The sequence below is a fragment of the Pandoraea vervacti genome (assembly GCF_000934605.2).
In the GTDB taxonomy this organism is placed as follows: Bacteria; Pseudomonadota; Gammaproteobacteria; order Burkholderiales; family Burkholderiaceae; genus Pandoraea; species Pandoraea vervacti.
In genome coordinates, this window is the sequence record NZ_CP010897.2 from 4,824,690 (window position 1) to 4,846,045 (window position 21,356).

General features: G+C 62.9%; 19 protein-coding genes. 8 read left to right on the plus strand and 11 right to left on the minus strand.

The window, feature by feature from the left end:
* Positions 1 to 70 precede the first annotated feature (70 nt).
* Both UC34_RS21030 and UC34_RS21035 read left to right on the plus strand, forming a co-directional pair.
* A complete protein-coding gene (locus UC34_RS21030) occupies positions 71 to 1,810 on the plus strand; it encodes an ABC transporter permease (protein ID WP_044457055.1) in 1,740 nt (579 codons plus the stop codon).
* Between the two features lie 10 nt (positions 1,811 to 1,820).
* Positions 1,821 to 3,146, plus strand: a complete 1,326-nt coding sequence (locus tag UC34_RS21035) for an ABC transporter ATP-binding protein (RefSeq protein WP_044457056.1) — start codon at positions 1,821 to 1,823, stop codon at positions 3,144 to 3,146.
* Positions 3,147 to 3,152: 6 nt separating this feature from the next.
* Here the strand turns inward: UC34_RS21035 and UC34_RS21040 are convergent, their stop codons facing one another.
* Positions 3,153 to 4,055: a hypothetical protein gene (locus UC34_RS21040; RefSeq protein WP_157123262.1), complete on the minus strand. Its 903-nt coding sequence runs from the start codon at positions 4,053 to 4,055 to the stop codon at positions 3,153 to 3,155.
* Positions 4,056 to 4,510: 455 nt separating this feature from the next.
* Here UC34_RS21040 and UC34_RS25505 point away from each other — a divergent pair, with 455 nt between their 5' ends.
* Positions 4,511 to 4,654: a hypothetical protein gene (locus UC34_RS25505; protein WP_157123263.1), complete on the plus strand. Its 144-nt coding sequence runs from the start codon at positions 4,511 to 4,513 to the stop codon at positions 4,652 to 4,654.
* Positions 4,655 to 4,724: 70 nt separating this feature from the next.
* Here the strand turns inward: UC34_RS25505 and UC34_RS21045 are convergent, their stop codons facing one another.
* Together UC34_RS21045 and kbl are read right to left on the minus strand one after the other, a co-directional pair.
* Positions 4,725 to 5,702 carry an NAD-dependent epimerase/dehydratase family protein gene (locus UC34_RS21045; RefSeq protein WP_044457058.1) on the minus strand — a complete coding sequence of 326 codons (978 nt, stop codon included), beginning with the start codon at positions 5,700 to 5,702 and terminating at the stop codon, positions 4,725 to 4,727.
* Positions 5,703 to 5,704: 2 nt separating this feature from the next.
* On the minus strand, positions 5,705 to 6,922 hold the full coding sequence (kbl, locus tag UC34_RS21050) for a glycine C-acetyltransferase (RefSeq protein WP_044457059.1): 1,218 nt from the start codon (positions 6,920 to 6,922) through the stop codon (positions 5,705 to 5,707).
* A 127-nt stretch (positions 6,923 to 7,049) separates the two neighbouring features.
* Here kbl and UC34_RS21055 point away from each other — a divergent pair, with 127 nt between their 5' ends.
* Together UC34_RS21055 and UC34_RS26060 are read left to right on the plus strand one after the other, a co-directional pair.
* The gene (locus tag UC34_RS21055; protein ID WP_044457060.1) at positions 7,050 to 7,640 is read left to right on the plus strand and encodes a helix-turn-helix domain-containing protein; all 591 of its coding nucleotides are present in this window, start codon (positions 7,050 to 7,052) and stop codon (positions 7,638 to 7,640) included.
* A gap of 287 nt (positions 7,641 to 7,927) precedes the next feature.
* Entirely contained in the window at positions 7,928 to 9,541 is a 1,614-nt protein-coding gene (locus UC34_RS26060) for a methyl-accepting chemotaxis protein (protein ID WP_044457061.1), read from the plus strand.
* A gap of 165 nt (positions 9,542 to 9,706) precedes the next feature.
* On the opposite strand, the gene UC34_RS21065 is transcribed toward UC34_RS26060, so the two are convergent.
* Positions 9,707 to 10,441: a TetR/AcrR family transcriptional regulator gene (locus UC34_RS21065; RefSeq protein WP_084070865.1), complete on the minus strand. Its 735-nt coding sequence runs from the start codon at positions 10,439 to 10,441 to the stop codon at positions 9,707 to 9,709.
* A gap of 217 nt (positions 10,442 to 10,658) precedes the next feature.
* On the opposite strand from UC34_RS21065, the gene UC34_RS21070 reads away from it, so the two are divergent.
* Positions 10,659 to 11,945, plus strand: a complete 1,287-nt coding sequence (locus UC34_RS21070) for an MFS transporter (protein ID WP_044457063.1) — start codon at positions 10,659 to 10,661, stop codon at positions 11,943 to 11,945.
* Positions 11,946 to 12,070: 125 nt separating this feature from the next.
* Positions 12,071 to 13,192, plus strand: a complete 1,122-nt coding sequence (locus UC34_RS21075; protein ID WP_044457064.1) for an alkene reductase — start codon at positions 12,071 to 12,073, stop codon at positions 13,190 to 13,192.
* 155 nt (positions 13,193 to 13,347) lie between these two features.
* On the opposite strand, the gene UC34_RS21080 is transcribed toward UC34_RS21075, so the two are convergent.
* The 7 genes from UC34_RS21080 to UC34_RS21110 form a co-directional block, all read right to left on the minus strand.
* Positions 13,348 to 13,692: a type II toxin-antitoxin system PemK/MazF family toxin gene (locus UC34_RS21080; protein ID WP_084070873.1), complete on the minus strand. Its 345-nt coding sequence runs from the start codon at positions 13,690 to 13,692 to the stop codon at positions 13,348 to 13,350.
* The gene (locus UC34_RS25510; protein ID WP_157123264.1) at positions 13,680 to 13,823 is read right to left on the minus strand and encodes a hypothetical protein; all 144 of its coding nucleotides are present in this window, start codon (positions 13,821 to 13,823) and stop codon (positions 13,680 to 13,682) included. The genes UC34_RS21080 and UC34_RS25510 overlap by 13 nt, the downstream gene beginning before the upstream one ends.
* Before the next feature lie 153 nt (positions 13,824 to 13,976).
* The gene (locus UC34_RS21090; RefSeq protein ID WP_044457067.1) at positions 13,977 to 15,215 is read right to left on the minus strand and encodes a mechanosensitive ion channel family protein; all 1,239 of its coding nucleotides are present in this window, start codon (positions 15,213 to 15,215) and stop codon (positions 13,977 to 13,979) included.
* 292 nt (positions 15,216 to 15,507) lie between these two features.
* On the minus strand, positions 15,508 to 16,707 hold the full coding sequence (locus tag UC34_RS21095; RefSeq protein WP_044457068.1) for an osmoprotectant ABC transporter ATP-binding protein OsmV: 1,200 nt from the start codon (positions 16,705 to 16,707) through the stop codon (positions 15,508 to 15,510).
* Positions 16,704 to 17,351, minus strand: coding sequence for an ABC transporter permease (locus tag UC34_RS21100; RefSeq protein WP_039393117.1), 648 nt, complete (start codon positions 17,349 to 17,351; stop codon positions 16,704 to 16,706). Before UC34_RS21100 ends, UC34_RS21095 begins: the two co-directional genes overlap by 4 nt.
* Positions 17,352 to 17,398: 47 nt before the next feature.
* The gene (locus tag UC34_RS21105) at positions 17,399 to 18,319 is read right to left on the minus strand and encodes a glycine betaine ABC transporter substrate-binding protein (RefSeq protein ID WP_084070875.1); all 921 of its coding nucleotides are present in this window, start codon (positions 18,317 to 18,319) and stop codon (positions 17,399 to 17,401) included.
* Between the two features lie 21 nt (positions 18,320 to 18,340).
* Positions 18,341 to 19,075, minus strand: a complete 735-nt coding sequence (locus UC34_RS21110) for an ABC transporter permease (protein ID WP_044457069.1) — start codon at positions 19,073 to 19,075, stop codon at positions 18,341 to 18,343.
* A 911-nt stretch (positions 19,076 to 19,986) separates the two neighbouring features.
* Between UC34_RS21110 and UC34_RS21115 the strand changes: the two genes are divergently transcribed.
* Entirely contained in the window at positions 19,987 to 21,354 is a 1,368-nt protein-coding gene (locus UC34_RS21115) for a GGDEF domain-containing protein (protein WP_044457070.1), read from the plus strand.
* The last annotated feature ends 2 nt before the right edge of the window (positions 21,355 to 21,356 follow it).

The window sequence follows — 21,356 nt, forward strand, 5'->3', positions numbered from 1 at the left end:
TCGCTGCTGCGCTGCATTTTGACGCTTCAATCCTGTTGTCCGTCCGAACCCTCATCCGAACGAGGTCCTGATGACGCGCGTAGCCCGTCCGTTCATCCCCGCCACCGCGCGACGCCTGCTGCCCAACCGCTGGGACTTCATTGCATTCCCGATCATCATCGGCTTTCTGATGGTCAGCTCGTCGGGCATTCGTCAGACCTGGGCGCCGCTGGCCGACCTGCATACCGACGTCATTTCGCTGGACCCGGCAAACCTGCCCGAGTATGCGCTGCGCACGACATTGCGGATGCTTGCCGCCATGCTCGCCTCGCTCGTCTTCACACTCGTCTACGGCACGCTTGCCGCCAAGAGCCGCCGTGCGGAGAAGTTGCTCGTGCCGATGCTGGACATTCTCCAGTCGGTGCCGGTGCTGGGCTACATCTCGTTTACCGTCACGTTCTTCCTTGCCCTCTTTCCGGGACGCGTGCTCGGCGCCGAATGCGCCGCCATCTTCGCGATCTTCACGAGCCAGGCGTGGAACATGACGTTCTCGTTCTACCAGTCGATGCGCACGCAGCCGCGCGACCTGTCCGAAGTCGCCGTCAATCTGCGCCTGTCAGCGTGGCAGCGCTTCTGGAAGCTCGACGTGCCGTATTCGATGCCGGGGCTCGTCTGGAACATGATGATGAGCATGTCGGGCGGCTGGTTCTTCGTGGTGGCCTCCGAAGCAATCACCGTGGGCGACAAGACGGTCACGCTGCCGGGCATCGGGGCGTATCTCGCCACCGCCATTCTTCAGCGCGATCTCGGTGCGGTGGGCTGGGTGATCCTGGCGATGGTCGTCGTGATCGTCATTTACGACCAGTTCCTGTTTCGCCCGATGGTCGCGTGGTCGGACAAATTCCGTCTGGAAGACACTGTCTCGCAGGCCGCCCCCGAATCATGGGTGCTCAACGTGATTCAACGCACGCGTGCCATTCAGTTGCTGCTGCGCCCGCTGGGCAAGCTGCTGCGCACGGTGGCCCGCCTGCGCATGCCGGTCTCGCTGCCGGCCGCGATTCACTCCGAATCCAACACCCCGCTCTCGCGCGTGATCGACTGGGCGTGGGCAGCGCTGCTCGTCGTGCTGGGCGTCGTCACCGCGTGGAAGATCTGCACCTTCGTGCTGGCCGAAGTCGGCGGCCCGGAGATCCTGCGCGTGTTCGGCCTCGGGCTCATCACGCTCGTGCGTGTCGTTGTGCTCATCGCGATTGCCTCGGTGATCTGGGTGCCGCTGGGCGTACTGATCGGCTTGCGACCAAAGCTCGCCGAGCGCATCCAGCCGCTCGCGCAATTCCTCGCCGCCTTCCCGGCAAACCTGCTGTTCCCGATCTTCGTGGTGCTGATCGTCCACTTCCAACTGAATGCGGACATCTGGCTCTCACCGCTGATCGTGCTCGGCACGCAGTGGTACATCCTGTTCAACGTGATTGCCGGCGCCACGGCGTTTCCGAACGATTTCAAGGAAGCCGCGACCAACTTCCGCATTCGCGGCTGGCAGTGGTGGCGACAGGTCATGCTGCCCGGCATCTTCCCCTATTACGTGACGGGCGCGATTACGGCCTCCGGCGGCGCATGGAACGCGTCGATCGTCTCGGAATACGTGCAGTGGGGCGACGACAAGGTTGCCGCGCATGGTCTGGGCGCCTACATCGCACAAATGACGGCCGCCGGCGACTACCCGCGCATTCTGCTCGGCATCGCGGTGATGGCGCTGTTCGTCGTGCTGTTCAACCGTTTGCTGTGGCGGCCGATGTACGCCATCGCTGAAAACAAGCTTCGTCTGAATTGAAGGGACCGTGATGCCGAACGATACGAACACAGGCCAACCGATCGCCGGAAAAGAGATCTTCTCGCTCGCCAATGTCAGCCGTGGGTTTCGCAAGGGCAGCGACGAGCGCCAGGTGCTCGACGGCGTCAACCTGCAACTGCACGAAGGTGAAATCGTCGGTCTGCTGGGCCGCTCGGGCTCGGGCAAGTCGACGCTGTTGCGCATCATCGCCGGCCTGATCCAGCCCAGCTCGGGCGACATCCGATATCTGGGGCAGCCGCTCGAAGGCCCGCCCGAAGGCGTGGCGATGGTGTTCCAGACCTTTGCGCTGTTCCCGTGGCTGACAGTGCTGCAGAACGTGGAAGCCGGCCTCGAAGCGCTGGGCGTGGAGCCCAAGGAGCGCCGCAAGCGCGCGCTCGCCGCGATCGACCTGATCGGTCTGGACGGCTTCGAGAACGCCTACCCGCGTGAGCTTTCGGGCGGCATGCGTCAGCGCGTGGGCTTCGCGCGGGCGTTGGTGGTCAACCCCACGCTGCTGCTCATGGACGAGCCGTTCTCCGCCCTCGACGTGCTGACTGCCGAAACGCTGCGCACCGACTTGCTGGACCTGTGGAGCCAGCGTCAGTTACCCATCAAGTCGATCCTGATCGTCACGCACAACATCGAAGAGGCCGTGTTCATGTGCGACCGGATTCTCGTGCTGTCGTCGAATCCGGGCCGCGTGGTCGCTGAAATCAAGGTGCCGTTCCCGCATCGCCGCAATCGTCTCGATCCGGCCTTCCGCAAGATGGTCGACGATATCTACGCGCTGATGACCTCGCGCCGTAACGCGCACACGACGCAGAAAATGCCGCTGGAGTTGTCCAGCCCGCTGCACGAAGTCTCGACCAACCTGATGGCCGGTCTGCTCGAAGCGCTCGCGGTGCCGCCCTACAACGGACGCGCCGACTTGCCGGATATCGCGCAAACGCTGCTGCTGGAAGTCGACGATCTCTTCCCCGTTGCCGAAATTCTCGATCAGTTGGGTTTTGCCGAACTCAAGGAAGGCGACATTCTGCTCACGCCGGCGGGCAAACGGTTTGTGGACGTAAGCACGCAGGAGCGCAAGGTGCTGTTCGCCGAGCATTTGCTGCGGCATGTGCCGCTCGCGGCGAAAATTCGGGCGGTATTGCAGGAACGCCGTGGCCAGCGCGCGCCGCGCGTGCGTTTCGAGCAGGAACTGGAAGATTCGATGTCGGACGATCTGGCGCAGGAAACGCTCGATACCGCCATCAACTGGGGGCGTTACGCCGAGATTTTCTCGTACAACGACCACACGGAAACGTTCAGTCTGGAAGACATGGAAGGCGCGTCCTGATCGCGATCAGAACGCGTAGCCCGCGCCGATCATCCACGTCTGGTTGATGGTCTTCGAATCGGGCTCGTAAGCGGTGACGCCGGGGCCGACCTGCGTCACGCTGGAGCGGCCATACTGGAAGCGCGACCATTCGTAGCTCGCATTGATGTGAAAATTGCGCGCGACGGCATAGTCGAGCCCGAAACCCGCGACGACGACCGGCTTGTTGCCCAACGAGAAGGTGTTCTGCGAGCCGGCCAGCGTCATCGACGCACCGACCATTGCCCCGGCACGAATGTCGGCGGTGGCCACCAGTTTCGGCGTCAATTCCATCTGTCCCATCAGCCCGCCGCCGACCACGTGGTGACGATAGCGTTCGTAGAAGCCATACGGATCGCGGCTACTGTCGCGAATCCAGTCGCGGTAACTGTAGCTCACGTAAGGAATCAGTTGCGCATTCCAGGTGCCCAGATGGAACGGGATGGCCTTGCCGGCCTTGAGCGTGAGGTCGGTGGCCGTCGAACGGGTTTTCATCTGGTAGTCGGGCTGCAACACACGACCGGCGGCGTCCTGCAAATAGCCGCCATAGTCCACGTTGCCATGCGCGACGCGCACCGATCCGCTGAAATACAGATTCGAGATGCCGAACAACTGGCGTTGTGTGGAGGCCGTGAGCGCGAAGGCGGCGGTCGTCCCTTTCTCGGAATCGCTCTTGCCCGGCCCGATGGACTCCCAGTAGTCCAGGTGCTGTGCCCCCACCCCGAGCCAGACCTGATTGTTGGCTCGCAGCATGGCTTCCTGCGCGTGGACATTGGCCGCAGACAATGCGAGCAAACCGGTAACACCGGCGACGGCGACGAGAAGCGCGGTGCGCCTGAAGGCAACTCCGCGAAGGCCGCAAGCGATGGTGCGGCGCGTGTTCGGCGTCATGGCACGTCCCTCCCCAGGCGTGATCGCAACGACGACTTGGAAGCGGCCATCCGCGTGGCCACCGTTTTCCGGCATTGTTTCAGCGCCTACGACGCCACGCAAGCGGGCAAATGTGGATTCTTTGCGTCTCTCGACGATCAAGATATCTGCACGGTCGGGCACCGGAACGGGGAATGGCCGCAGGCGGGCCGTCGCAATTGGGCAGCGCGCCCAGGTCAAGGGCGCTGGCGGGTGCTGCAAGCCGCTTTGGAACCCTTCGTCGAAACGATTCGAGGGACGCAGGACCGTGTCAAAAAGACCACACCTATCGGTGTAGATACTGATTCGTGGTCGCTTTTGTGCAGTCGCATAATCGATTCAGAACCTGTGTGTCGTGTGCCGGGGGGCATCACGACCATGGCTTGCGCAGGTTCTCTTTGCGGCGAAGACCGTGTACCAGATCCAGAAGGCGCAATATGAGCTACTACCATTCGAAAGAAGAAGGCCGCACGCGAGCCATCAGTTTCACCCCGGCCTACCGTTGGCGCCGCCGCGCGCTCGCCGTGACGTGTGCGGTACTTGCCGCCATGGCCTACTACGCGATGCACCATCCAAAGTAAGTTCGCAGCAGGCCGTTCCCGAACGGCCTGCGCCTTCCACGCATCCTTCGACTTTGCCGGGCTTTGCCCTTCAGGCCGCGTTTTCCAACGCAGGCTTATGCCAGTCGAGTGGCACGTTGGCGAGCATGTCGTCGACCATGGCGTCCAGATCGTACGCCGGCTTCCACCCCCAGTCGTAGCGCGCATGCGTGTCGTCGAGCGTGTGCGGCCACGTCTCGGCAATCGCCTGACGGAAGTCCGGTGCGTACTTCACCGTGAAGCCCGGCACGCGACGCGCAATCGCCTCGGCCAGCGTTTTGGGATCGAAACTCACACCGGCCACGTTGTATGACGATCGCACCCGCAGCTTCGAGGCGTCGGCATTCATCAGTTCGAGCGTGGCGCGCACAGCGTCGGGCATGTAGATCATCGGCAGCGTGGCGTCTTCCTTCAGAAAGCAGGTGTACGTCTCGCCACGGCGCGCCGCCTGAAAGATGTCGATGGCGTAGTCGGTCGTGCCGCCGCCGGGCGGCGTCTTGTAGCTGATCACGCCGGGGTAGCGCAAGCTGCGCACGTCCACTCCGAACTTCGCGAAGTAGTACTCGCACAGCCGCTCGCCCGCTTGCTTGCTGATGCCGTACATCGTGGTCGGGTCCATGATCGCGAGTTGCGGCGTTTCGACGGCCGGCGTGTGCGGGCCGAACGCGGCGATCGAAGACGGCCAGAATACGCGCAGGCCCTTGCCTCGGGCCTGATGCTCGCGCGCCAGTTCGAGCACGTTGAGCAGGCCGTTCATGTTGAGAGTCCAGGCTTGCAGCGGACGGGTTTCGCCCGTGGCCGAGAGCAGCGCCGCGAGATGGAAGATCTGCGTGATGCCGAAGCGCTCGACCAGCGCTGCCAGGCGCGCGGCATCGAGCACGTCGAGCGACTCGTAATGCACCGGATGGCGCGACGGTCCCGGCGCAATATCCGTCGCGATCACGTTTTCCTTGCCGTACTGTGCCGCGAGCGCCTCGACGAGTTCGCTGCCGATCTGCCCGTTGGCGCCGATGATGAGAATGCGTTCCATGATCAACCTTGCTTGAGAATGCCGAGTTCATTGCCGGCCTGGGCGAACGCGGCCAGCGCACGGGTGAGATGTTCGCGGGTATGCGCCGCCGAGAGTTGCACGCGCACGCGCGCCTGGCCTTGCGGCACGACCGGATAGAAGAAACCGGTGGCGATCACGCCAAGTTCATAAAGGCGCTGCGCAAAACGTTGCGCCAGAGTGGCGTCAAAGAGCATGACGGGGACAATCGGATGCGTGCCCGGTTTGATCGTGAAGCCGAGCGCCGCCACTTCCTGACGGAAAAACGCGGTGTTCTCATGCAATTGCTCCCGGCGCGCCGACGAATGCGCCAGTTCGTCGAACACGGCGAGCGACGTGCCCACGATGGCGGGCGCCAGACTATTGGAGAACAGATAGGGACGTGAGCGCTGACGCAGCGTCTCGATCACTTCGCGCCGTCCCGCCGTGAAGCCGCCCATCGCCCCGCCGAGCGCTTTGCCCAGCGTGCCGGTGATGATGTCGATCTTGCCCAGCACGCCGTGATGCTCGTGCGTGCCGCGCCCCGTCGGCCCCATGAAGCCGGACGCGTGACATTCGTCGATCATGATGAGCGCGCCATACTGTTCGGCCAGCGCCACGATACGGTCGAGCTGCGCAATCGTGCCGTCCATGGAGAACACACCGTCCGTGACGATGATGCGGTGCCGCGCCCCGGCGGCGGCCTGCAGCTGGCGCTCCAGATCTTCCATGTCGTTATGGGCGTAGCGCAGGCGCTGCGCCTTGCACAGGCGCACGCCGTCGATGATCGAGGCGTGGTTCAGGGCGTCCGAAATGATGGCGTCCTGCTCGTCGAACAACGGCTCGAACACGCCGCCGTTGGCGTCGAACGCGGCGGCGTAAAGGATCGCATCCTCCGTGCCGAGAAATGCCGCGATGCGCGCTTCGAGTTCTTTGTGGGGTCCCTGAGTACCGCAGATGAAGCGCACCGACGACAGGCCGAAACCGAAGTCTTCCAACGCCTTCTGCCCCGCCTTCACCAGCGCTTCGCTGCCGGACAGGCCCAGGTAGTTGTTGGCGCACAGGTTGATGCGCGTTTGCCCGTCGTCGCACATGACCTCCGGCCCCTGCCGCGACATGAGCACGCGCTCCTGCTTGAAAAGGCCCTGACGGCGCGTGTCTTCGAGTCGTTCGGTCAGTTGACGGTAGAAGCCCTCGCGGGCCTCCGGGGTTTGTGCGGTCATCGGGTGCATCTCCAGAATGTCGATCCTTGGGGCTCTGCTACCATCACGGCATACAGCTTATCGGAAACTATACTTTATATTGAACTAGTTTCAATATATTGAAAAATTCTAATATCCCGGAATTCATATGGCAAGTACTCCCGCAGCCGCCCCGATGTCCCCGATTGCGCCGCCGCCGGTCGGCGACATGATTCAGCAGCTACGCAAGGAACGCGGCATGACGCTGGAGACGCTCTCCCGCGCGTCCGGCGTCTCGAAGTCGATGCTCTCGCAGATCGAGCGCGACAAGGCCAATCCGACGATTGCCGTGGCGTGGCGTCTGGCCAACGCCCTGGGCGTGCGTCTCGACCAGTTGCTCGGCGCGCCGTCGGGTGATCCGGAGCCGGTGCGCATCTTCGGCAAGCACGAGACGCCGACACTCGCCGGCGCCGAACAGGCGTATCAGTTGAAGATCCTTGGCCCGATGGAACTCGCCGGCAAGTTCGAGTGGTACGAATTGACGCTGCAGCCGGGCGCGGCGCTCGTCTCCGAGCCCCACGACCCCGGCACGCGCGAGCATTTCACGGTGTTCGACGGACAGGTCGACATCGAGGTCGAGCACATCGCGCGGCGCGCCAAGCCGGGGGAAACGGCGCGTTATCCCGCCGACCGGGCCCACGCCATCCGCAATGTCGGCAAATCGGTCGCGCGCGGTCTGATGGTCGTGATTCACGGCTGAACGGCCACGCGCTCACCCCCTCGCCACTTCGTCACCTCACCGACTCACCGACTCACCGCGCGGCATCCTCAATCGCCCGCACGGCCGCCCCGGCATGCCGGCGGGACGCCTGCCGCCTCGGGCAAAGCTCAAGTCCTCCGCAAGACTGCCGTTAGCACACGTTTGGTCCGTGTCTTCATGCGAAGACGCCGACGACTCGATAATCGGACCGCCCGGACGTGCCTGCACGTCACGCGCGGCCGCCGCAAGCGCAACACCAACGCGGAATCAGTGAGGATGACGAAGGAATGCAGCGATTGAGTTTGAAAGCGAAGTTGTGGTCTGCGGTCGCATTGATGTGGGTCAGCCTGCTGGCGATGGCGATCTGGGGCGCGTGGGCGCAGCGCGACACGATGCTCGCCGAGCGCCGGGCCGGGCTCACCCACGTGGTCGACGCCGGCCTGAGCCTGGCGCAGCACTACGCCGCCCGCGCCGAGCGCGGCGAGATGAGCGTGACGGACGCGCAAAAACTGGCGCGCGAACAGATCGGCGCGATTCGCTACGATGGCGACAACTATTTCGGCATCTTGAACTCGCAGCGTGTCATCGTGCTGAACTCGGTCAATCCGAAGCTCGAAGGTAAGGACATGAGCCAGTTCCGCGACCCGTCGGGCAAGCTCATGTTCTCCGATATCGTCGCCGCCGCCCGCACGGACAATCCGTTCGTCACCTATCTCTGGCCGAAGCCCGGCTCGGACAAGCCTGTCGAGAAGATCAGCCGCGTGGGCGTGTTCTCGCCCTGGGACTGGTATCTGACCACTGGCGTCTACGTCGACGACATCAATGCCGCCTTCCTCGGCGCCCTGGCCCGCTGGGGAGCGATGCTCGCCGTCATCGGCCTGGCGGTCTCGGGCGTCATGCTGCTCATCATTCGCAACGTCCAGCACAGCCTGGGGGGCGAACCCGAGTACGCCGCCGATATCGCCACGCGCATCGCCGACGGGGATCTGCTCACGCAAGTGCGCCTGCGCGCGGGCGACGGTGCGAGCCTGCTCTACGCCATGCAACGCATGCAGGGCAATCTTCAGCAAATGATCGGACGCATTCGCAGCGGCACGAGCGCCATTACCCTGGCCTCACGCGAGATCGCCGAAGGCAATACCGATCTGTCGGCGCGCACCGAACAGCAAGCCGCCGCGCTCGAAGAGACGGCGTCGTCCATGGAGCAACTCACCTCGACGGTACGCCAGAACGCCGACAACGCGCGGCAGGCGAGCCAACTGGCGGAGAACGCGTCCGCCATTGCCGTACGCGGCGGGCAGGTCGTGGATCAGGTGGTTGCCACGATGGAAGGCATCTCGCACAGTTCGAGCAAGGTCGTCGATATCATCAGCGTGATCGACGGCATTGCCTTCCAGACGAACATCCTCGCGCTCAATGCGGCTGTGGAAGCCGCGCGAGCAGGCGAGCAGGGGCGCGGGTTTGCGGTCGTCGCAGGCGAAGTGCGCACGCTTGCCCAACGCAGCGCTGCGGCGGCCAAGGAAATCAAGGAACTGATCGAGTCGTCGAACAGCCGGGTCCAGGACGGCTCCGTGCTCGTTGCGCAAGCCGGTCAGACGATGCACGACGTGGTGCAGGCGGTGCGACGCGTGACCGACATCATGGGAGAGATTTCCGCCGCATCGGAGGAGCAGAGCCACGGTATCGAGCAGGTCGGGCGGGCCGTCACGCAGATGGACGAGGTGACGCAGCAGAACGCCGCGCTGGTCGAGCAAGCCGCCGCCGCAGCCGCGTCGATGGAAGATCAGGCCCGACTGCTCGATCAGGCTGTCGCTGCGTTCCGCATGAATGGCGCCCCGGGCGCGCAGGCGCCGCTGACGCAGGCTACCGCAGCCGTCGCGCTTCAGCGGCTTGCCGCCTAATCGCGGAAGACCACAGCCGGGGAAACCTGACCGAGCGCACGGGATACACGGGATAGAAAGACCGAGGGACAGACAGGCAGCGGTCCGGACGGGCCGAAAGGCCTAGGACTGAGAGTCCGAGGGCCCCAGGATTCGAGGATCCTGGGATCCGATCGCCGGACACGTTTAATCGGTCAGTTCTCCGGCCATTCCCGCTTCGATGATCCGACGCGCAACGCTCGGCAAGATGCGCAGCGGCGGCGAGCCGGGCCCGAAGGTCTGGCTCGCGGCGTAAGCTCCTTCGAGAATCAGCGATAGCGCGTCGACCAGCGGCGCCGGCGCCTTCAGGCCAGCGGCCGTGACGAGCGCCGTAAAGCGCCGCACCACTTCCGCCTTGTAATTCACCACCGACACCCGTGCGGCATGCGCCGGGTCCGGAAATTCCGCCGCCACGTTCACGAACGGACAGCCACGATAGCCGGGCCGACTCGCGCGCTCGGCCAGATCCACGAAAATTTGCAGCATCTGCGCCCGCGGCTCGCCGGGGTGCTTCGCGATGCTCTCGTCGATGCGTGCAAGACTCGCCGTCTGCATGTGATCGAGATACGCCAGAATCAGGTCGTCCTTCGACGCAAACTGACGATACAGGCTCATCTTGTTCACACCGGCACGCTTGACGACCGCATCCACCCCCACGGCGCGCACGCCTTCGGTGTGAAACAGCTCGACCGCGGCGTCGAGAAGATGCTGTTGGGCGATGGGTGCGGGTGTCACATGACGCGCCGTCTTGCCCGCACGCGGCGTCGCACTCCGCCGGGGCGCGGCACGTGCAACGGATGCGTCAGCCGCATCAGCCGCATCACCCGCAACAGGTGCCTCAGGTGCGGTGACGGGCAGAGAAGACGTTGTCGATTTGGCCATGATCCGGCACTCCCTGAACTGTGGTTTTGCGTTGCACGCGGGCCATGCCAAAGCCCTATCGTCGCAAAGGAATACTTGACATGTTACCGATCGGTTCATAACATGGCAACCTAATGTTACCGAGCTGTCACAAGTCTATCGATGAACGTAGACCGCCCGGTTCCCGCAAACGTTCCCGCATCGGCCACAACACCGAGCCTCAGCAAGGATTTCCGCCATGAAGGCTGCACTTGCCAAGCGCATCGACGGACGCTTCCACTACGGGTGGATCGTCGTCGGCGTCATTTTCCTGGTCCTGCTCGCCTCTGCGGGCATTCGCGCGACGCCCAGCGTCATGATGGTGCCGCTGGAGCAGGACTTCGGCTGGAGTCGGGCGACGATCTCGCTGGCGATTTCCGTCAATCTTGCACTTTACGGCCTCACCGGCCCGTTCGCCGCCGCCGCGATGCAGCGTTTCGGCATTCGTCCGACGGTCATGGTGGCCTTGCTGCTGCTGGCATCGGGCACGGCGCTTTCGTCGTTGATGACCGCGCCCTGGCAAATGGTGCTGATCTGGGGCGTGATGGTCGGCGGCGGGACTGGCGTGGCGGCGGTGACGCTTGCGGCAACGGTGTCGAACCGCTGGTTCCATACGCATCGCGGCCTGGCCATGGGGATTCTCACAGCAAGCTCGGCGACCGGTCAGATGGTGTTCCTGCCTGTCATGGCAGCGATCACCGAGCATCACGGATGGCGTCCGGTGGTGCTGATCGTGGCGCTGGTCGCGGCGATTGTGTTGCCGCTGGTGGCATTTCTCTTGCCGGAGCGGCCCGGCTCGGTGGGGCTGCGTCCGGTCGGCGCCCCTGAAGACGCCCCGGACGTCCCGCTCACGCAAGGCAATCCGCTCACGGCAGCGTTGTCTGCCCTGCGCATGGCCGCAGGAAAGCGCGACTTCTGGCTGCTGTTCTTCAGCTTTTTCATCTGCGGTGCGAGCACCAACGGTTACATCGGCACGCACTTCATCGCGATGTGCGGCGATTACGGCCTGTCCGAAGTCAAGGGGGCGGGCATCCTGGCGGCGATGGGCATTCTCGATCTCGTGGGCACCACGGCGTCCGGCTGGCTCTCGGATCGTTACAACAGCCGCGTGCTGCTGTTCTGGTATTACGGCCTGCGCGGGTTGTCGCTGATCTATCTGCCGTACGCCTTCGGTCTGGACTTCTTCGGCTTGCCGCTCTTCGCGCTGTTCTACGGCCTGGACTGGATCGCGACGGTGCCGCCGACGGTGCGCCTTACGACAGACGTATTTGGCAAGACGATGGCCCCGATCGTGTTCGGCTGGATCGTTGCCGGCCACCAGCTAGGCGCCGCGACCGCTGCCCTTGTGGCCGGTTCGCTGCGCGCAACGCTGGGCAACTACACGATGGCCTCGATGCTGTCGGGCGGTGTGTGCATCATCGGCGCGATCATGGTGTTGCGCATTGCGCCGCACGCACCGAAGCGCCCTACGGTCGCGAACGCGTGAAATGTGCGGCGTAGCCCCGTTGGCCGAAACACCGAAGCGGTGCTCAGCAAGGCCATGAGAATTGCCGTAACCTGAGCGGGTTTTGTGCAGCACAGCATCCCCCCACTTTCACAGGACCTTCAGCAATGACGGACTCGCAAACGCATCTCGCCGCGCTCGATACCGACCTGTTTTCGTCGTATCGACTCGGCCCGCTCGAACTGAACAATCGCATCGTGATGGCGCCACTCACGCGCAGCCGCGCGGGCAAGGGCGACGTGCCCGGCCCGCTGGTCGTCGAATACTACGCGCAGCGCGCATCCGCCGGCCTCATCATCAGTGAAGCCACCAACATCTCGCAGCAGGGCAAAGGCTACGCCTTCACGCCTGGCATCTACACGGACGAACAGGTCGCCGGGTGGAAGCAGGTGACCGACGCGCTGCACGCCAAGGGCGGCAAGATCTTCTGCCAGCTTTGGCATGTCGGCCGCATCTCGCATCCGTCGCTGCAACCGAACGGCGACCTGCCGGTGGCCCCGTCGGCCATCCAGCCAGCGGGTAAGGCGTTCACGGAGCATGGCTTCGAACCGCACCCGGTGCCGCGCGCGCTGGAGACGTCCGAGATTCCCGGCATCATCGAACAGTATCGTCACGCTGCGCAATGCGCGAAGCGTGCGGGGTTCGACGGCGTGGAAATTCACGCAGCGAACGGCTATCTGCTTGACCAGTTCATGCGCGACAAGACGAACCATCGCACCGACCAATACGGCGGCAGCATCGAGAACCGCGTGCGCATCGTGCTCGAAGTCACACAAGCCGTCGTCGACGTGTGGGGGGCCGACCGTGTGGGTATTCGCCTGTCCCCGATCAGCCCGGCGAATGATTGCGGCGACAGCAATCCGGAACCGGTGTTCACGTATGCCGTCGAGCAACTCAACCGTTTCGGTCTCGTCTATCTGCACGTGGTCGAAGGTGCGACGGGCGGCCCGCGTGAAGTCGAAGGCGGCTTCGATCTGCAGAAGCTGCGCCACGTCTTCAAGGGCACGTTCATGGCCAACAACGGCTATGACCTCGCCCTTGCGATCAAGGCACGCAAGGAAAATCTGGCAGACCTGATCGCCTTCGGCAAGCCGTTCATCGCCAACCCGGATCTGGTCGAACGCCTCAAGCGCGGTGGTCCGTTCAACGCGCTGGATCGCGACACGCTTTACGGTGGCGACGCCCGGGGTTATGTCGACTACCCGACACTCGACGCTTCGGTCGCCTGACGCTTGGGTAGCTTGATGGTAGCTTGGTAGTTCGCTGGGCTCGCGCTGCTGACGCTGGATAGCAATAGCGTCTTGCGCCAGCACTGAACGACGAAGGGCTCCTGCGGGAGCCCTTTTCCTTGCGCTGTCCGCTTCGCTGTGACGGCAATGGCCATTCACTCGCCGGCTTCGTCCGCCGCTTCCGTGAATACGTCGCGCAGTTGCGCCATGGCGTCTCGCATTACGCCCCGGTCCAAAGCACCCGAGCGTCTGACCAATCGCCTCCGATCAAGCGACTTGAGATGACTTAGCTGCATCGCACCCGGGCGCCCCGCGAACATGGTCGGAACGCTATATCGGGACGCCATGGACGACGTGAGCGGCACCACGATCACCGTCTGCAAGCCCTTATGCATTGCCGATGGCGAAACGATCACACATGGCCGCGTTTTCTTGATTTCGCTCCCGACTGCCGGGTCGAACGACGCAACCCAAACCTCGCCTCGCCTCACCACAGCCACGCCTCCTCCTCAACGTCGTCCACGCTGTTCCACAGCGCGATATCCTCCTCCTTGTCCATGTCCCACCACTCGATGGCGACCGCATCGTGACTGGCGTCGACCATCGAATACACCGCTGTTCCTTCGTCCATCCTGCACTCCAAATCGTCACCCCGCTCTCCCTCTTCCGTGGATTCCGAGATATCGTCGCAGCGCGACACATCGAAGTAAACAGACACCAAAGCTTTCCGGACTTTTCCTGAAGCGCCAAATCAGCGCTCAATCAGCGCTCAATCGCGCCCGTGTCAGGCCGCAAGCTGCCCATGCCATCGCATCAGATCGGCGCCAGCAGGGGTCTGGTACATGCGCAGACCGAACTCCGGCAGGATCGCCAGCAGATGGTCGAACACATCGCCCTGCACGCGCTCATACTCGGCCCACACGATCGTGTTGGTGAAGCAGTAAAGCTCCACCGGGATACCGGTAGCGGACGGCTGCAGCGAACGCACCATGCACGTCATGCCGTCATGAATGTTCGGATGCGCCGTCAGATACGCCAATGCATAGGCGCGAAACGTACCGATGTTCGTCAGGCGGCGCGTATTCGCGGGCACGCCCGCCGCAATGCCCAACGCGGCATTCGCATCCGCCAGCGAGCGTTGTTTCTCCGACAGGTATTCGCCCAGCAAATGCAGCTTCGACAGACGCGCGATCTCCGCCTCGTCCAGAAAGCCGACGCTGCCAGCGTCGATGCATAGCGTGCGTTTGATGCGACGCCCGCCCGACTGCTGCATCCCGCGCCAGTTGCGAAAACTCTCCGAAATCAGACGCCATGTCGGAATCGTGGTGATCGTCTTGTCCCAGTTCTGCACTTTGACCGTGTGCAACGCGATATCCACCACGTCGCCATCGGCGCCCACCTGCGGCATCTCGATCCAGTCGCCCACGCGCAGCATGTCGTTGGAGGTCAGTTGCACGCTTGCAACGAACGACATGATCGTGTCCTTGAACACCAGCAACAGCACCGCAGACATCGCGCCCAACCCCGAGAGCAGCAGCCATGGTGACCGGTCGATGATCGTTGCGACGATGGCGATCGCCGCCACTACGTACAGCGCGATCTTGCCCAGTTGAACGTATCCCTTGATCGAACGGGTACGTGCGTGCTCCGACATCGCGTAGACGGTCTGCGCGGCGTCCAGAATGCCCGCGATGGCGAGCGTGGCGTAAAGCAATGTCGTGGCAAGCGCAACATTGCCGACGACGAGCGCCGCCTTCGCCGGCAAGTCCGGCACCAGATCGATACCGAACTGCACAACCAGATACGGCAGGACGCGCGCGGCACGCTGGAACACGCGATGCGCGAGCAACGCATCGTCCCAGCGATTCGCCGTGCGCTGCACCACGATGCGCACCACACGCACGATCACCAACTGCGCAGCGGCCTGCACCACGACCGCCGCGACAACCAGCGTCGCCAGCGACACGGCCATGCGCGCCCAGGGCGCATGGCCAAACCACGTCATTACCGCTTCCCACGTCATCCCGCCACTCCTTGATTCATCGACATCAACGATTTCACCGACTCCCCTACCCGCGGCGCCTCCCACCGTACGCGGCCAATGCACGGTCGGACACAAACGACAATGCCGGAAAGCGCATGCCGAACGCAAAAATGACGGCCGCGAGGGGCCGTCATTCTTTGATCCGATGCGCAGCGGTCGTTCCGCGCACGCATCGAAACTCACGCGGCATCATGCCATTTCAAATGCCGTCACCATGGCTCAGGCATCCGGTATCCCCCGACGCACCGATCGCGCGCATCGCCTGCATCGCCTATAGCGACGCCCCGAACGGCACGCTGGCCACCACGCTCGGCGCGCCCGGCAATGACGGCGCAATGATCGTGCCGCCGCCGTTGCCGCGCGACTTGCCCGAACTCAGATAGTCGGCGATGGAATCCTGCGTGACTTCGCCGAGATACTGATTGTCATCTCCGAGCACCGGCAGCGATGCCAGGTTGTGCTCATACATGCGCGAGAGCAGCACGCGCAGGTTGTCACCCGCCACCGCCGAGGCCTTGAAGTCTCGCACCCGCTCGCCGCACGTCCCGTGTGCGTGACGCGTATCGCGCCGAGCAATGTAACCGAGCGCACGGGCATTTTCATCCACGACCACGAGCGAGCGCGTATCGAGTTCGTCCATCAACCCATACGCCTCGGCCAGTGTGGTCTGCGGTTTGACGGTCGGTTGCGGGGTGGCCGCGTCCTCGGCGCGCACCAGCAGCAGACGTTTGAGAATTCGGTCATGTCCCACGAAGCTCGCCACGAATTCGTCGACCGGGCGGGCCAGCAGTGCGTCCGGCTGGGCGTACTGCACCAGACTGCCCTGACGGAAGATCGCGATGCGATCCGCCAGCTTGATCGCCTCGTCGATATCGTGGCTGACCATGATGACGGTCTTGCCCAACTGGCGTTGCATCTGCAAAAACTCGTTCTGGATCGATTCGCGGTTGATCGGGTCGACGGCGCCAAATGGCTCGTCCATGAGCAATACCGGCGGATCGGCGGCAAGCGCACGAATCACGCCGATACGCTGCTGCTGGCCCCCTGAGAGCTCACGCGGATAACGCGAGAGATAGCGCTTCGGATCGAGCGCGACCATCCCCATTAGTTCGGTAGCGCGTTCCCGGCAGCGCTTTTTGTCCCAACCAAGCAGGCGCGGCACCACTGTGATGTTTTCCTCGATGGTCATGTTCGGGAACAGGCCGATCTGCTGGATCACATAACCGATATGACGACGCAGCTCGATCTCGTTGATGTTGCCGGTGTCCTGACCGTTGAGCAAAATGTGTCCGGACGTCGGTTTGATCAGTCGGTTGATCATCTTGAGCGTGGTCGTCTTGCCGCAGCCCGACGGACCGAGGAAGACGCAGATTTCGCCCGGCGGCACCTCGAGGCTGACCGAGTTCACGGCGGTGACGCGCGTGCCGTCCTTCTGAACGAAGCTTTTGGTGAGATTTTCGAGTTTGATCATACGGTTCGGATTCCTTTCGGTGTCAGCACACGCTGAAGGCGGTGCAACAGGGTGTCGGCAACGATGGCGAGCAAGCTCACCATGACCGCACCCACGACAAGCTGACGGGTATCGCTCTGGCTGATCCCCTGGGTGATCAGCACCCCGAGACCGCCCGCCCCGACGATGGCGCCAATGGCCATCACGCCAATATTCATCACAACGGCAGTGCGCACGCCGCCGAGCACCACGGGCACGGCCAGCGGCAACTCCACGAGGCGCAGACGCTGCCAGAACGTCATGCCGATGCCGATCCCGGCTTCACGAATGCTCGGGTCGATCTGTCGCAATGCGAGGCTCGTGTTGCGCATGATCGGCAGCAGCGAGTACAGGAAGACGGCGGCCACCGCCGGCGCGGGGCCGATGCCCATGCCATAGACGGACAGGGCCGGGATCATCAGGCCGAACAGGGCAATCGACGGGATCGTGAGCACGACGGTCGCCAACCCCAGCACGGCGCCGGACAACCAGCGAAAACGCGTGACCAGCACGCCCAGCGGCACACCGACCACGATGGCCGCCCCGACCGAAGCGGCCACCAGCCACGCATGCTGACCGGTGAGGGTCAGAATGCGGTGCCAGTTATGCGTCAGAAATTCAATCATGAGACTCCTCAATCAGTATTCATTGGGGCAACGACGGACTTGCGTCGTCACTGCACCAGCCCTTCCTGCTTGAGGAAGTCGCTCGCCACGCGCGACACCGCACGATGATCGATGTCGACCTGTGCGTTCATGTCGCGCATGTTGTCGTCGTTGATCTTCGCGGACAGCGCGTTGAGTTCGTCGGCGAGCCTGGGATTGGCATCGAGCACTTCCTTTCGCACCACCGGGGTGGCCGCGTATGCCGGGAAGAAGCCCTTGTCGTCGGTCAGCACCTTGAGATCGAAACCCTTGTTGCGGCCATCGCTCGTGTAGACGAGCCCCGCATCGATCTGCTCGTTTCTGAGCGCCGTGTAGACCAGGCCCGGATCCATTTGCTTGATGTTGCTGCGCTCGAGATGGAAGTCGTAGAGTTGCTCCATCGGACCGAGACCGTCGGAGCGGCCGACAAACTCCATATCGAAGGCGAACTGCATTTTCGGATTCGCGTGGAATTTCTCTACAAGCTGAGAGACCGTCTCGATACCTTCCTCTCGCGCGATCTTGCCCGGCATGGCGAACGCATAGGTGTTGTTCAGCGCCGCCGGATTCAGCCAGACGAGGCCGAGGTTGGCGTCGAGCGCCTTCACGCGTTCGTAGGTCTGTTCGGGGTCGAGCTTTTCGGTGACCTTGTTGTAGACGATGAGCGACGTGCCCGTGTACTCCCAGACCACGTCGAGCTGATTGCTCTGCATGCCCTGACGCATCACCACGCTGCCCAGCCCGTTCTTGAGCTCGACGTCGTAGCCCTTGCTGCGCAGGTATTGCGCCGTCATCTCGGAGAGAATCAGTTGCTCGGTGAAGTTCTTGCCGCCGATGGTGAGCGTGGCGGCCTGTGCGGTGACGCTCGCTGCCGCCATGCCCAGCGCCAGAATGGCGGCGCCGATCAGGCGCATCCAGCGCGGCATCATGTGTGAAAACGAAATTTGCATAGGTGTGGGTCTCCTGAAGTCTCAGCGCGCCGGCGCGCCGTGACGCGCGAACCAGAGCCCGCTGGCAAAGGCGACGATGCCGTCGAGCACGAGGGCAAGCAGTGCAGTGCCGGCAGCGCCGAGCAACAGCTTGGTCGGGTCGTTGAGGTAGATGCCCGGGAAAATCAGTTGTCCCAGACTGTCCGCGCCGATCAGGAATGCCAGCGGCGCGGTGCCGACATTGATCGCGAGCGCGGTGCGAATGCCGCCGACGATGACCGGCATGGCGTTGGGCAGATCGACGCGGAACAACACTTGTGCAGGCGTCATGCCCATGCCGCGCGCCGACTCTCGCAGAGCAGGCGGCACCTGACGCAGTCCTTCGTACGCGTTACGCACGATAGGCAGCAGCGACGCGAGCCACAGCGCCAGAATGGCCGGACGGTCGCCAATACCGAGCACCGCCATCGACAATGCCAGCACGGCAAGCGAGGGCAACGTATTGCCGATGTTGAAAACCTGCACCGCGCGCTCGGCGTGTTTCTCGAACATCGGCCGCGAGATCAGCACGCCTGCAGGCACGCCGACCACGATGGCCAATGTCATCGATATCGCCACGAGCTTGAGATGCTGCTGGGTGTAATACACCAGGTCGCCCCGGTATTTGACGAGCGAATCGACGCCCAGCCAATACACCAGACCGGTGACTGCGGCGGCAACACCGAGCAGTCCGAAGCCGGCCAGATAGAGAATGCGATACTGCTTCGCCACGTTCATGCTCCCTTTGAATGGGTTGGCAGCGCTGCGCGCGAGGCAATAGCAATCGCCCCGCGTGACAACGCGGTCAATCAAGCATGACAACTGTTAGCTGCCTTGCGAATTGTGATGTGTTCGATTCCGAAGGTCTGTGAAAGACAACGGTGACGAACCAGGCGTCGCGGAATGCGACTTGAGAGACGAGCTTTCGACGCCGTGGGCGCCTGGGCCTCTCGGTGCACGCTTATTGAAAGCGCGCGAAAGTTTTACTGCTGAAACTCATTGCGTGGTGGTAAGGACGCCGGCGCAACGAGGAACACCGGCAACGCTTTTGATTCTATGGGCCAACCGCAGCGATTGGCTTTTTTTATTCTAGTACAGATAGTGCGTCGATGCCAACCCGTAGCACGTTTTTCGTGGGGAATACGGCACTTTTACACGTAATTACATGCGATATTTTTCATTTGCATAGGATTACTGATTAATTGTACGCACGGAAACGCCGCGTCAGTACTGGCATCGCGGGGAGGAAAAAAGATGTATACGCAGCGCTTCTTTTTTCCGTCCCGAAATCCGCTATTTGCGTGTTTCGCACAGCGGACCAGCGTACCGACGTACCGCGGGAATTGTTTTTCGATCCAGAGCGCGAGGCGCAGCGGCACGTCCGAAGCGTCGGAAAAAGTGCTCGAAATCCGCATGGCAACGTGTTGCGAACCCGAATTTGAAGGGGGTATACGGAAACGGGTGCGAACCCGGAAAAACTCGTGTATTCTCCGAGGTTTATCTTAGTTATCAATCATTTAGCGCAAAATCGGGGAAACGCGAGCGTCACGTCGGGCTATGACCTTGGCGGCGATTCGCGGGCGCGGCGATTGAACGGTAAGAAAGCGATCGTGCGCGGGCACGAGGTCGTTGAATGGCGAATAACAACTATGAAAAGTACCATCAGCCGTACCGAACAGGGCAATCGCGTTGCCGCGACCACCATTCTGGTTGCGTGCGCCGCGCTCACACTCGCAGGGTTTCTTGCGCGCGCGCTCGAAGGCGAGGTGAATCCGTTGCTCACCTTCTTTCTCGTCTCGGCCGGCGGCATTCTGAACTTGTCGACCGCGTGCCTGCTCGGCGTTCAGTATCTCTACAACGGCAAGCGTTACTTCGCCCAGTTCGGCTGCGCCTTCTTGTTGCGTGGACTTTTCATGTTCACCGAGGGCGTGTTGCTCGCAAACCAGCTCGCCGGCATCTCGGCGCACGTGACTCGCGCGCCGTTCTGGCTCTGGCTGGTCGCTGAAGCAAGCTTCGCTGCCTACGTCATGCTCAGCGTGCGCAGTTACTCGCGAACGCGCATGGACCCGCATACGCGCCCCGGATACTCGGAAGCGGCACGTTACGGCGCGACCGTGCTTGTCATCTGGGTGACGGTCTCACTGTCGCTTGTCGGGGCGGGACGCACGCTCGTCACGCCGCACCTGGCCGGTGGCATCGACGTCGAAACGCTCGCGTTGGGCGCGCTCTTCGTCGCGTATGTCGCGCTGTGGTGGCGTATTGCCGCCGTCACGCGCCTGTCGCACAAGCTGTTTCTTCTGGTGTGGGTCGTCGTCACGATTTCGCTGTGTCAGTTGCTGCTTTCGCTGACCGCACCGAGCGAGGCGTCTTATCAATGGTATGCCGCACGCCTGCTCGCGCTCGCTTCGCCGGGAGTTGCGACGCTCGCGCTCGTGTGGGAAATCACGCGTCAATACCAGTCGCTCGCGCTCACGAATACCGATCTCGTAGAGAAGGTATTCATCGATCCCCTCACGCATATCTACAACCGGCGCTATTTCGACAACCGCATTCGCCTCGTCGCCGAGCGGGTGCAGCAACGCGCCATTCCGCTATCCGTCCTGCTCATCGACATCGACTTCTTCAAGCAGGTGAACGACCGCTACGGACATCCATTCGGCGACGCCGTGCTGCAACGCATCGCCACGACGATCCAGCACTGCATTCGTCTGCCGAGCGATTTTGCGGTGCGTCTGGGTGGGGAGGAGTTCGCGGTGGTGCTGCCGGAGATCGATCAGCACGCGGCGCTTCGCGTCGCCGACCGTATCCGCGAGTCGGTCAAGCGCGCCAGTTCGGATCTGCTGCCGCAAGCCGCGCGCGACGAAGGCGAAGCGATTACGATCAGCGTGGGGATTGCGTCATGGCAGCCGGGGGAGCCGCTCGTGATCAGCGCCATGCTCGATCGCGCGGACAAGGCGCTCTACCAGGCCAAACACAAGGGGCGGGATCAGAGCGTGCTGGGACAGATGGCCGCCTGAGC